Source organism: Nocardia sp. NPDC049149 (genome assembly GCF_043197455.1).
Lineage (GTDB): Bacteria > Actinomycetota > Actinomycetes > Mycobacteriales > Mycobacteriaceae > Nocardia.
The window spans coordinates 107156-119112 of record NZ_JBICTD010000009.1 but is presented as its reverse complement, the minus strand read 5'-3'; the positions used below and the strand labels follow the sequence as shown (position 1 = coordinate 119112).

Sequence of the window (11957 nt, the reverse complement as noted above, 5' to 3'; positions counted from 1 at the left end):
GTACCCGGCTGACCTCCGCAGTCGCTCACGCGTTCGCTCGTCCCAGCCGGGTCACTTGGCTGTGCTCCCGTTTCGAGAATCCCAAGATCAAAGATAGAATCACCACCCCAAACGCAACACGCCCTACGAAACCCGCACCAACCCCAAAGCCGCGCCCGTCCGAGGGCGCGCGTCCGAGGCCGCGCCCCACGGGGCGGGTTGGTCTGTGGCCGTGCCGCTTTGGGCTCGGCGAGGGCAAAGCTTCCTCGGCTCCACGGTCTCCTGGCGAGTACGGCAGCCAAGGGTTTGCACCGGATTAGCGTGGTTGCGTCGTCTGCCGTACCCGGCTGACCTCCGCAGTCGCTCACGCGTTCTCTTGTCCCAGCCGGGTCACTTGGCTGTGCTCCCGTTTCGAGAATCCCAAGATCAAAGACTCTGTCCCGCATACCGTTTGATTTCCCGAACAGCGAATCGCCGACGAAACCGTGTGCGGGAAGGCAAAGGTATGCGGGTTCGGGGGTGGGGGCTCGGCGGCTACTTGGAGTGCTTGATCTCCGAGTCGTTCTCTTGCTCGAGCTTCGTGATCTTTCCGGCCTGGTCGTCTTGTTGCTGGGCGAAGCTGCCTACCGCGGAGTGCAAGGCATTGCCGATCTCTGTCGCGGCAGGTGCGGCTTCCTTGAGGCGGGCTTGGATGTACTCTGCCGCTTTTGTGTACGCGTTCCAGGTCCCGATGAACAGGGGGCCGAACTGCAGTTGCGAGTACTTCAGCTCGTCGATAGACGTGGCTGCTTTCGTCAGGGCCGGCGACACTTCGTTGATCCAGGATTTGGATACGTCCTCGAGTGCGCCGAGTTCTACCTTCAGGTCTTTGGTCATGACATCTCATTCCCTCATGAGTTCGTGCCGGAGCGCTGATCGACGGGCGGCCTCAGTCCGGGGGCTTGGGGGTCCATATCGCAAATTCGGCCTCCCTGGACGGGCTGCCGTCCCACGGGTGAGCTTCGAAGTTCTCGTCGGTGATCAGGACGCGTTCCTTAGCGGCCACCAGTCCACCCATGTTGTTCACGTCCAACACGGCCGTTCGTTGCCCGATTTCCGTCTTCTTCAACAGATGGGCGACATCGGTAGCGATCGGGCGCAGGTGGTCGGGGAGAGTCGGGGCCGGCATGCGGAAAGCCACAGTGACCCACAACTTCCCGGCATGTCGACTCGACGGAGATGCGTACACATTGAAGTAGCAGGTACCCAACGGAAGCTGCAGTTTTGCGAATTCCGTCGACAGGGCCTGTGCGTCAGGCCCGTTCGGTTCTGCTGAGGGCGGGCACTTCTCGGCCGCTGCGGGCGGCTCTTGGATGCTCGAGATCGTTGTGTCCGGTTTCGGGCTGCAACCTGCTATCACGCAGACGGCAGCGGCAAGAGCCGCAATCGTGGTGACTCGTGATGCGCTCATTTGTCCTCGCCGTCCAAATGCCAGTCGTCATCCTTGTTGTCGAACTGCGTCTTCTCAGTGGTCGGCCAGACGTCCTTGCCGTCTTTGGAAATTCCGATGCCGGTCGGATGCTTGATGAGATTGGTGAGCTCGTTCGACGCCTTGTACACCTTCGTCTCCACTTCGACGAACTTGGTGATCGCCTCGACCACGAGCTCAACGGCAGCCACGACGGCATTGTTGAGGTTGTTGACCGTCCAGATGGAGGCAGCGCCTGCCGTTGCGGGTGTCTCAGCCGCGAACGTTGCGACGTTCGCAATGATCGTCGCCAGCTTGTTGACGATCAGCGTGTACAGTCCGCGCCCTTCTTCGGCAACGACCAACAGCTCGTCGTGGATCTTTTCGCACATCGACCGCATGGTCACCATCGCGGTCTGCTGGCCTTCCTTCGTGGTCTTGTAGGCCTTGTATGCGCTACCGTCCCACCGGCCTTCGAGATTTACCGTGCGATTGTTCGAGAAGCCGTAGGCATTGCCGACTTCGGTGCCGACTACCTGCCACTTGGACGCGTAATCGACGAACAACCAAGGAGCCCACATTCCCTCAGTGGCTTCCTCGAGCTTCTTGAACAGCTCTTTCAGCTTGTCCTGAATATCATCCCTGACATCAGTCACGATCACCCATGCCGGATAAGAAAACCATTTGAGATCGTCCACCGTGTCATTGATCGTGTCAGGAACCTTCTTTACTTCCTCGAGCTTCTTTTCGTAATCTTTCCTGAGCTTTTCAAGAACTTCTGTGGTCAGATTATCGCCCATTACACATCCCCACTCATCAAGACTCGTTCCTCAGCAGATACCGTTCGTGCTCGACCATGCGACCTGCCAGCTGCTTGGTGGACTCTTGATCGAGGTAGACGTCCCGGACGATTTCGGGTCGCTTGGCCCTGATCTGCGTGCAGCAGTCGAGAATGTCTTGCGCGATGTAGTTCGGGTCGATCGACGCGGCCCAATTCGGATCCAGTTTGATCGCAACGAGTTTCGACAGTGTCGCGGTGACGGTCAGCGTCGGTTCGCCGTGCGCGTTGTATCCCGGCCCGTGCACCGTGTACGGATGCTCGATGTACAGGTGGTCGTAGAGTTCGCGGAACTCGTCATAGGTGCGGGTGCGCAACAGCAGCGGCGTGGCGTCGCGGAGCGACGGGACGGTCGTCGGCGGCAGCGTCCTGGCCTCGATCAGGCGCGCCGCCAGCTCGACCACCGCGTAGTCGTAGGCGTCCATGATCGACTTCGCGTACTGCGGCGGCTCGTAGGTGTTCTGCCAACTGCGGCCGAACTTGATGCTTGTCGGGAGGCGGTCGAGGCCGACCACCACGTCTACCAGGGCAGGCTTGGGCGGCGGCGTGATACCGACGGCGGCGAAGTGGGACTCCGGCCCGCTCGGTGCCGACTGCGGAGCCGGGCTCGGCGGAGGTGGCGGCGTGACGGGAGGCGGCGGCGTAGGCGTGGATCTGGATTGCGGGGCGAGTGGTTCCTCGTCCCAGAACTCATCCGGATCGTCGTAATGGTTGTAGAAGCCTTTGGCAGCCATCACCGCACCTCACTGCGAGCGCCGGCCGCTGATGCGGACAGCATTCTCTTCCCAGGAATCAGCATCAAACCCCCATTCGAGTAACCCACCCACCGCTCCGGCGGCCGAACTTACCCTGTCCGGCCGCATTCGTTTTGTCAAATGGGCAGTTCACGCAGATGTCGCCCTATTCGACAGCTGGCGTGGACAACAACAGCAAGCGCCACAACAACTCCCGCCCGTGCGACCGGTCCGCGCACCGCAGGCCGCAGTGGACTGCCAATATTCTTTGCCGGATTTGGCAGTGCGGTATCGCGGCGGTAGCGCACGGGAGTACAAAACTTCTCCGCAGGCCTCTCTCTGCGCGCATTCGAACGCGCAATGCGGCGGCGATTAGGCCACGAAGCCCTATGGCTGACCGAGCTTTTCGTGCCCCCAGGCCCGACTCTCAGCTGCTCCCGAGCCTCTTGCATTGCCACATCGTCCAGTATAGTCACCTCAAACGTTCAGTTTACTGAACCTTCGTCAAGTCTCTGTAGCCGGAGGAAGGCCCGCATGACCCCCAGTGACCCCTACCAACGCCTCATCGACTTCCTCGACGCCGGCGAAGCGAAGTACCGGCTGATCGACCACGAGCCGGAGGGCCGAACCGACCTGGTGAGCCCCATGCGCGGAAACGACCTGCACGACGCGGCGAAATGCATGGTCGTGATGGTGAAGATCGGCAAGAAGTCGAAGCGCTACGTGCTGGCCGTGGTGCCTGGCGACGCGAAGGTCGACCTCACGGCGGTCCGCGACCTCTTCGACGGGACCTACGTCTCCTTCGCGACACCCGAGATCGCCGAAAATCTGGCCGGGTCGGTGGCAGGCACCATCCTGCCCTTCACTTTTCACCCCGACCTCGAACTCATCGCCGACCCGGGACTGCTCGACACTCAAGAGCTGTACTTCAACGCCGCCCGGCTCGATCGCTCAATGGCGTTGCGCACCAGCGACTATCAGGCGTTGGCGCAGCCGCGCACGGAGAAGATCGCGCAGTACGAACCATGACCGAGCCGGAAAGCGGCACGCAGCTCGACGGCGCAGGCGCGGCGATCGGCGGGCAGATCCGCAGAATGCGGGAAGCCAGGGGCATGTCGGCGGCCGAACTGGCCCGCCAGTCGGGAATCAGCAAGGCGACGTTGTCCACGCTGGAATCCGGCGCGGGCAATCCGCGCATCGACACCTTGTCCGCCATCGCGGTGGCGCTGCGACTTCCGCTCGGCGACCTCATCGTTGCGACGGCGCCGACTCATGCCGTGATCCGTTCTGGCACAAGCGAACCGGAGTACAGCAAACAGGAACTCCTCCAGCGCGTCGGCGCAGGCGCGTCCGTCGAGATCTGGCGAATACGAATCCGCCGGGCGGGCAACAGAATCGACAGCCCGGCGCATTCCGTCGGCACGGTGGAGCACCTGCACCTCGCCAGCGGCGGTCTGCGCGTCGGCGCCGTCGACGCCCCCGCTGAGGTGACCGCAGGGGATTTCGTGGTCTTCGGCGCCGACGTTCCGCACTTCTATGAGGCGACGACGGACAACGTCGAGGCGGTGCTGGTCATGACCTACCCGGTAACCGGCTGGTAGACAGCCGGTTTCGGGGCACTCACATCGGATACACCGAATGCTTGCGCGGATTGAACTCCGGCTTGACCGGCGGCTTGTCGCGCAACAACCGCAGTGCTTGCCGGATTTCCAAACGGGTGCGGGCAGGTTCGATGACAGCATCGATGTAGCCGCGTTCGGCGGCGATCCACGGGGTGGCGATCGTCTCGTTGTAGTGGTTGACCATGAACTCGCGCGCGCCGGCCCGCTGCTCCGGCGGTAGCGCCGCCAACTGCCGCTTGCCGATGAGGTCGACCGCGCTTTCCGCGCCGATCACCGCGATCCGGGCCGTCGGCCAGGCGAAGCTGATATCGGCGCCGACCTGCCTGGCCGCCATCATGCCGTAGGCGCCGCCGTACGACTTGCGCACCACGAGGTTGATGATCGGCACCGTCGCCTCGATGATCGCGCGCGGCACGCGGCCGCCGCGGATGATCACGCCGTTGGCTTCCTGGTCGAGGCCGGGCAGCACGCCAGGGGTGTCGACGACGAACACGAGCGGAATGTTGAACGCGTCGCAGAGCCGGATGAAGTACGTCGACTTGTCCGAGCAGGCGGCGTCGATCGACCCGCCGAGCACCAACGGCTGGTTCGCGATCACGCCGACCGGATGGCCGTCGACCCGCGCGAATCCGGTGATCAGATTCGGCGCGAACGCGGCGCGGACCTCGTGGAATGCACCGTCGTCGAAGATGCGAAGCAGGATCTCGTGCATGTCGTAGCCGGAGCGATCGGAATCCGGGATGATCCGCTCGAGTTCCTGGTCGCTGGCCGTGAGCTCCGGCTCCAGGCCGGGATTCACCAGCACCGGCTGCTCGAGGCAGCTCGTCGGCATGTAGCTCAGGTACTGGCGGGCCCACTCGTAGGCGTCCTGCTCGGTGTCGGCCACGTGATGCAGGGTGCCGCGCTTGGCTTGGACCTCGGCGCCGCCGAGCTCCTCGGCCGTGATGTCCTCACCGTTGACGGCTTTGATCACCTCGGGACCGGTGACGAACATGTACGAATCCCGGGTGCCGATGAGCACGTCGGTGTTGATCGGCCCGTACACCGAACCCGCGGCGCACTTGCCGAGAATGATCGACACCTGCGGCACATAGCCGGACAGCTTCTCCAGCACCCGGGAAATATCACCGAACGACGCGATCGACCCCACCGCGTCCTGGATTCGCGCGCCACCGGAATCGTTGATCGTCACCACCGGGCAGGCGTTGTCGAACGCGAACTGCAATGCCCGCATGAACTTGCGCGCAGAAGTCACACCGACCGACCCGCCGTACACGGTCTGGTCGTGGGCGATCACCACCACCGGGCGACCGCCGATCAACCCTCGACCGGTGACCAACCCGTCGCCGTAGAGGGCGTCCGATTGTTCGGGCTGACGAGCCAACGCGCTGGTCTCGATGAACGTCCCACGGTCGAGCAGCATGTGCACTCGCTCGCGGACGCTCGGAATACCCTTCTTCTCCCGCTTGGCAATACCGCTTTCACCTGCGGGTTCCTCAGCGATTGCCAGGATCTTGACCAGTTCATCCAGCTTCGCCTGGGTACCTACCACGCTTGCCGCCACCTTCCTCACCAACTGTCGTGCTCACGCGACGGTAAGCGGTGTAGCGGCAAGAACGCGATAACGGAAGCCAGATGCGGGACAGGTCACAGTTCGTGACGTGTTCCTATGGATTCGCCAACAGGTCGGGCCCGAGCATTCGGCTTCCTCCGCGCACGGCATACCGCCGCATGAGCGACCTTGTCATCTGGGTGACGGGACCATGAAGATCTCTTGGCTGTCTTGACAATCCACGATCTACTCAAATCCGGCGGGACTGCTCGGCAGGCCGCGACGGCACGGCGCCGGCAAGAGGCATGCCACCGACGGTGCGCACCGCCTCTACACCTCGCTGGGTTCGAGCCGGAGGCCGAAGGGTTCCGGCTGTACGTCCGGCAAGTGCCTGTGGCCGTGCACGCCGCCAAGCGGTAAGACCATGTGGCCCTGGCTATTTCATCGAAGACCGGCATCTCACATCGAGAGCATGCGCAACGCCAGCGCCGCCGCCGCGAGCGACAGCGCCACGATCGGGGCCGCGATATTTCCCCAGTCCTTGCCTTTGACATGGAATCCGATGGCCAGGCCGAAATGCAGGACCAGTCCGATCGCGGCGGCAATCCGGCCTCCTCGCTTGGGGATGCTCAACGGGCGATACCGAGATCATGGACGAGATGGTGGTACGCGGTGTCGAGGGGAACATCAACGGCATACCAAGCCGCGGGCCGATCATCGTCGCGCGGGCACCAGGCGGTTGCGATGCACAGCCTGGCCACCTCGGTGGTGTGCAGGTCGGGCAGCAGCCAGGTGATTTGAGCCGGATCTGCGTACCGCACACCGTATTCGGTGGTTTCGTCCTCGTCGGTCGGCAGCAGGCGCGCCCAGCGGGTAGGCATCAGCCGACCGTCCGCCGCCTGCATGGCGAGCAGCTCGGCGTCCGGCCCGCCGACCGACACCATGAAATGCGCGTTCTCCACACTCACCGCGGCGAGGCATTCGGCGGAGTCGCGGCCGCCGAAAGCGTCCACGGGAAGATCGGACAACTCGGTCGAGACCACCAGTCCCGGCACTTTTGTGCGTGCCTGCACCTGCCAGATCCCGGCCCACACCGGGACGGGGGCGCCGCCGTCCCACGGCTGGATATCGATGCTTCCGATCAGCAGATCGACCGCTGCGCTGGCATGCCGCCACCGATGCAGATGCGTCCCATTCGGTAAGCACCACAAGGCATCTGGCTCAGCAGGTAGTACGTCCCCGCCCAGCGCGACCGAGAAACCGACGGTGCCGAGTGGCGTGTCGATCACCGCCGGGTGACGCTCTGCCTGAGCCAGTTGGTCAGTGGGAAGCATTCGCCCATCATGCATGTCCGAGTTTGCCGGGACTCGGTCGGCCGACGCTGTCCGCTGTCAGCGGTGCGATTCCGTCCCCTCCGTCGGAACCGCGTCGCTGTCATCCGCGGGTCGGCGTCCTGGCCGAACGGGCCGATTCCATGGCGTGCTCAGGGTTTTGGGGCGGCTGTCTGAAGATCGGTGCATACGGTGTATCGGCGTGCGGTGTGCGTATAACCTCCGTTCGGGCACATGGTCGTGGTGGTGGCGTCGGTGATCACGGCACTCGGGCGTTGTGCACCCTGGGTGTCGCATGGTGCGGCGGTGGCTCCGCCGGCATCGATTTTCAGGCATTTCGACGAGGTCCAGTTGTAATCGAGACACAATGCCGCCGCGCCCGTTTCATTCGCCGAGAAATATCGTTGATCGATATCTTTCGGGCATTGTTCGGGCTGGTCGACGACGGCAATGACTCGGTAGCCTGCGGCGGAATCCGCACAGCCGGTTGTCGTTGCCCGGGGACTATTTCCTTCCGTCGACGACAGCGCCACGCAATCTCCCGGGGCTGCGATCCCTGAAATCGCCGGCGTGCGATCGATCTTTTGCGCGGCGCTCAGCGTTGCCGCATCGAAGGTGGCCGGCATTGCCTGTTGGGTATCCCAGGTCGGGCCGTTGCCCAGCGACCACAACCCGAAGGCAATACCGACGACCGCGCACACGATGCTCCCGGCGGTACGACGGGATCGGACGTCGGTCAGCACCGTGAGCAGGACCGCGCAACCGAGACCGCTCAACACGACTGACCACACCATCGACCCGTACTTGGGGTTCGCGTCGCTGTCGGTGATCCGCAGGATGACAGCGGCGATGGTGACGAGGACGAGGGCCGAGGCGATGGGCCGCCAGAACGACGGCACCTCGGCGAAATCCGGCCAACTCCCGGTCTTGACCCGCGCGATGAGGGTGGCGACGAGGATCGCGGCGACGAACGCGACGAATGCGACGGTAGGCATTACTGTCCCCTGACTTTTCGGAACAACGCCACGAGACCGATACCCGCAGCCACGATCAACGCGATCGTCAACGGCACGTCTTCCGATGCGGCAACGCGCGGATTCAGGAACAGCAATGTCGCGAAACTGAGGAATACGGCAACAATGAGAATTCGATCTCTGGTGCGGTCGTGACCATTCATGTTCATCTCCCTCTAGCCTCGCACGATTATTGTTGTCACGTTCGGCGGGACGACGGTGTTGTCGAATATCAGCCTGATATGGTCATTTGGCCCGAGCGGATCCGGATTGGTGCCGAACATATCGTAGATCACCCCGCAGATCGCGGCCGCGCCGATCGCGGCAACCAGTGCGCCGACCGTTGTTTCGATCGTGGCCGCCCCGACGATTGCGGCGCAATACGCGGAGAATGCGGTCCGTGAGGCGCTCTTTTGTGCGGTTTGCAATTTGACGCTCTGTTCATGACTGAGATCCCACGTCGGATGTGCCCATGCGCAGCCACCCGACGCGTTGCGGGGACCGATGCAGCCCGGTAGCCAACTCACCTCGCGCACTGGCGGGCCGCCGCTCTGGCGAACGTTCGACCGCGGCTCGAGGATCGAGCAACTCCCGCCCGCCGGGGTAGCCGCACCCAGCTGCCGTGCCGCCGAACCGCACAGATCGGGCGGTGCCGGTTGTGGTGCGGCCGCGGCGAGCGGCGCCGGTGGCGATGCCGATGGCTGCGACGAACCGGCGGGCGGCGGCGAAATCGTCGGCGGCGGTTGCCAAGCCGGCGGAGCCTCGGCTCCGGGGACGGGAACAATCGGTGTGCCGTTACCCGGACCGACCGCAGGGGGAGTGAGCGCGCCTGCGCTGGTGCCGCCACCCTTGCCTGGCGCGGGTTGTCCTGGCATCGCCTGTGTCGGCAGCGGCGGGGGAGTCGTCGGAGGTCCGGGAGGCGGCGGTGCAGGCGGGTCCGGTACATCGATACACGGCCAGCCCGGATGCATCTGTTGCCATTGCGCACACGGAATGTTCGGCCCCGCCTGCGCGGGCGGCGCATCCGTGTCAGCGACTACGACTGCGACGCAGGCGACCAGCAGGGCCGCGGCCACGGTCGTGGCGCGGACCAACGGCCGCCGTGCCGCGGCGAACCTACGATCGGGTGGCTGCATGATCGCTCTCCGAATTCTGGTAATCGTCAGGGAAACAAAGACTTTCAGCGCGATACGCGCACCGGCTCACAGCCAGATGGGATCGCCGTAGACGCTGACGGAGTTGTCGGCGGTCGGGGTGGAGATCCGGGCGGTCACATACGAGCGCAAGGTCACCGGCCCCATGCAGGCGTCGATCTTGATTTCCACCTGGTCGGCGGTGATCGAAGCACGCGGTCCGGCAAGGGGTTTGGCGCCGAACTCGACGGTGGTGATGCCGCCGGGTTTGACCGTTGTCGAAATGTTCGGACTCACCGACGCATTCGCGCCGAGGGTGACCGCGGGGAACTGGGAGACGGTGACGCTGGCATTCGGGCCTACGGAGAACCCCATGCCGACGGTGAGCCCGGTGGACACATCGACCTGACAGCCGATCTGGTAGCCGAGCGTGACGGTGCCCGACGAGATCGGTTGTTTCCCTGCCCCGGTCACTTCGGCGACCGCTTTGAGGGCGACGAAGCCTTCGCGGGTGAACATGGTCGCGGCCAGGTTCGGATAGCGGTCGAGGTTCTCGCTGGTCTTGGTGACCGACAGGTGCCAGCTGTCGTCGGTGTCGACGCCGCGGTACTTGTCGGGGACGGTGTCTGCCCGGCCGGTGCCTGTGCTCAGGGCCAGCAGGCCCGCGGCGATCGATGCGGTGAGCACGGCGGCGAGTGCGGTGCGTGTGGTGACCATGTCTGTCCCTGCCCTTCCTGAGTTGAGGTGTCGTGTGGGGGCGGTCGGCGCGGGTTCCCGCATCGACTCGGCAACTAGAACTGGCACCTGGCTGTCAACGGAACCCGTGCACCTGTCACACCGGGCTGTAAACCCATGTCACACCTGGGTTGCCACAGGTCACAAGCTGATCAACGGTGTCGACTCCGGCGGGTGATCCGCGCCACTGTGACAGCTCGACCCCTAGAATTCGATCCGTGAACCATCGCGATCAGGGGCGCGAAGCGTTGGCGCAACAGTTGAGGCAACTTCGTAGCGAACATCCGGAGCTGAGTTTGCGGACGATCGGACACCGCGCTCAGGTCAGCCACACCACCGTCTCGCGCGCACTCTCGACCGAGGACAAACTCCCCTCGTGGTCGTCGATCGCCGCGATCACCCGAGTCCTCGGCGGTGCCAGCGGCGACGTGCAACCGTTGTGGCTGTGGGCCTCTGCGGGCACGCCGCCGACGGCTGTCGACGAGCCCGCGCCGCAGCCCGAGCCGGAGCGTCACCCCTGGTTCGTCCCGGCATGTTCGGTCGTGACGATCGGGTTGATCATCTTGGCCATCGCGCACAACGCGATACCGGCGCAGTCGACCGCCGACCGCTGGCTCGGCGACGTCGCACAAACCGTGTTCGCCACCGCCGCGACCATCGCGTTCGGCAGCCGCGCGCGGCGTGCCGAGGGAGCCGACCGACGGTGGCTACTGCTTGCCTGTCTTGCCAGCGCCTGCTGGACCGTGGCGATGGTGTACTGGATCTTCGTGCACGACATCCGCGACGACCACCAGCTCGGCACCACGGTCGCCGAATTCGGCTTCCACGGCTACTCGCTGCTGATGATCGTCGCGATGTGGTTGCGCCTGCGCACCATCCACCCCACCTGGGCGCTCCGGATGCGCACGGGGCGCACCGTCGCGCTCATCGCGGTGGTCGCCTTGTCGGTCCCGTCCGCGATCTGGATCCTCACCGCGTTGCTCGACAACGACCCCGACAGCCCGGACGACATCCAGATCTGGCTGACCTACCTGTACCCGCTCGCCGACGGAGCCCTGTTCACGATAGCGTTGCTCGCGGCCTTGAGCGGCGCACGAATCACCCAGTCACGCCTGCTGGCGGCGGCATTCGGCGCGCACGCGATCGCGAGCGTGCTGGCCACCGTCTACACCGTCGCCGACGCCGCCACCGATCTGGTCGCCAGCGCGGAATTCGGCTTCACCACCTTCACCGCGCTACTCGCCCTCGCCGCCATCGCACCCACCGACAACCGCAACCGACCCCCGCGTCATCTCGGCATCGTTGTCCGCGTCATGCAAGCGGCAGGCCTGGCCGCGATCGCTGTGTACACCCTCACCCTCGCCACCGGAAACCTCCCGCCCGCCATTACTCCGTTCACCGCGGCGGCCCTCATAATCCTGCTCGTGGTCGCCCTCATCGCCAGCCTGCATCATCCGGCCATCACCTGAGGCGCTTCCGGAGTGGGTGCGCTGCGGGCACTAGGGAAGAATGAGGGCGTGATCGACGCTAGATGGAAGAAGTTCAGAGCTCAGCCGGGCGTTTCCGCGGGTGC

The 11957-nt window shown here is 64.4% G+C and carries 14 protein-coding genes; 3 read left to right on the top strand and 11 right to left on the bottom strand.

Annotated elements, in window-relative coordinates:
* Window positions 1-513: 513 nt before the first annotated feature.
* The 4 genes from ACGFNJ_RS32130 to ACGFNJ_RS32115 all read right to left on the bottom strand — a co-directional run bounded on the left by ACGFNJ_RS32130 (window position 514) and on the right by ACGFNJ_RS32115 (window position 2998).
* The gene (locus tag ACGFNJ_RS32130) at window positions 514-855 is read right to left on the bottom strand and encodes a hypothetical protein (RefSeq protein ID WP_393456740.1); all 342 of its coding nucleotides are present in this window, start codon (window positions 853-855) and stop codon (window positions 514-516) included.
* 52 nt (window positions 856-907) lie between these two features.
* On the bottom strand, window positions 908-1147 hold the full coding sequence (locus tag ACGFNJ_RS32125) for a hypothetical protein (RefSeq protein WP_393456737.1): 240 nt from the start codon (window positions 1145-1147) through the stop codon (window positions 908-910).
* Between the two features lie 278 nt (window positions 1148-1425).
* Window positions 1426-2226 carry a hypothetical protein gene (locus ACGFNJ_RS32120; protein ID WP_393456734.1) on the bottom strand — a complete coding sequence of 267 codons (801 nt, stop codon included), beginning with the start codon at window positions 2224-2226 and terminating at the stop codon, window positions 1426-1428.
* Window positions 2227-2242: 16 nt separating this feature from the next.
* On the bottom strand, window positions 2243-2998 hold the full coding sequence (locus ACGFNJ_RS32115) for a hypothetical protein (RefSeq protein WP_393456731.1): 756 nt from the start codon (window positions 2996-2998) through the stop codon (window positions 2243-2245).
* A gap of 534 nt (window positions 2999-3532) precedes the next feature.
* Here ACGFNJ_RS32115 and ACGFNJ_RS32110 point away from each other — a divergent pair.
* The gene (locus tag ACGFNJ_RS32110; protein WP_393456724.1) at window positions 3533-4027 is read left to right on the top strand and encodes a YbaK/EbsC family protein; all 495 of its coding nucleotides are present in this window, start codon (window positions 3533-3535) and stop codon (window positions 4025-4027) included.
* Window positions 4024-4599, top strand: coding sequence for a helix-turn-helix domain-containing protein (locus tag ACGFNJ_RS32105; RefSeq protein ID WP_393456721.1), 576 nt, complete (start codon window positions 4024-4026; stop codon window positions 4597-4599). The genes ACGFNJ_RS32110 and ACGFNJ_RS32105 overlap by 4 nt, the downstream gene beginning before the upstream one ends.
* Before the next feature lie 19 nt (window positions 4600-4618).
* Here the strand turns inward: ACGFNJ_RS32105 and ACGFNJ_RS32100 are convergent, their stop codons facing one another.
* From ACGFNJ_RS32100 to ACGFNJ_RS32070, 7 genes are all read right to left on the bottom strand, one after another.
* Complete coding sequence (locus ACGFNJ_RS32100; RefSeq protein WP_393456718.1) at window positions 4619-6172, bottom strand: acyl-CoA carboxylase subunit beta; 1554 nt, start codon at window positions 6170-6172, stop codon at window positions 4619-4621.
* 459 nt (window positions 6173-6631) lie between these two features.
* Entirely contained in the window at window positions 6632-6805 is a 174-nt protein-coding gene (locus ACGFNJ_RS32095) for a DoxX family protein (protein ID WP_393456715.1), read from the bottom strand.
* Entirely contained in the window at window positions 6802-7506 is a 705-nt protein-coding gene (locus ACGFNJ_RS32090) for a hypothetical protein (protein WP_393456712.1), read from the bottom strand. Before ACGFNJ_RS32090 ends, ACGFNJ_RS32095 begins: the two co-directional genes overlap by 4 nt.
* A gap of 149 nt (window positions 7507-7655) precedes the next feature.
* Window positions 7656-8402, bottom strand: a complete 747-nt coding sequence (locus ACGFNJ_RS32085; RefSeq protein WP_393456709.1) for a hypothetical protein — start codon at window positions 8400-8402, stop codon at window positions 7656-7658.
* A 95-nt stretch (window positions 8403-8497) separates the two neighbouring features.
* The gene (locus ACGFNJ_RS32080) at window positions 8498-8680 is read right to left on the bottom strand and encodes a hypothetical protein (RefSeq protein WP_141717790.1); all 183 of its coding nucleotides are present in this window, start codon (window positions 8678-8680) and stop codon (window positions 8498-8500) included.
* A gap of 12 nt (window positions 8681-8692) precedes the next feature.
* Window positions 8693-9043, bottom strand: coding sequence for a hypothetical protein (locus ACGFNJ_RS32075; protein WP_393456706.1), 351 nt, complete (start codon window positions 9041-9043; stop codon window positions 8693-8695).
* A gap of 675 nt (window positions 9044-9718) precedes the next feature.
* On the bottom strand, window positions 9719-10366 hold the full coding sequence (locus ACGFNJ_RS32070) for an MspA family porin (protein WP_393456703.1): 648 nt from the start codon (window positions 10364-10366) through the stop codon (window positions 9719-9721).
* Window positions 10367-10602: 236 nt separating this feature from the next.
* Here ACGFNJ_RS32070 and ACGFNJ_RS32065 point away from each other — a divergent pair, with 236 nt between their 5' ends.
* Window positions 10603-11853: a helix-turn-helix domain-containing protein gene (locus ACGFNJ_RS32065; RefSeq protein WP_393456700.1), complete on the top strand. Its 1251-nt coding sequence runs from the start codon at window positions 10603-10605 to the stop codon at window positions 11851-11853.
* Window positions 11854-11957: the final 104 nt, after the last annotated feature.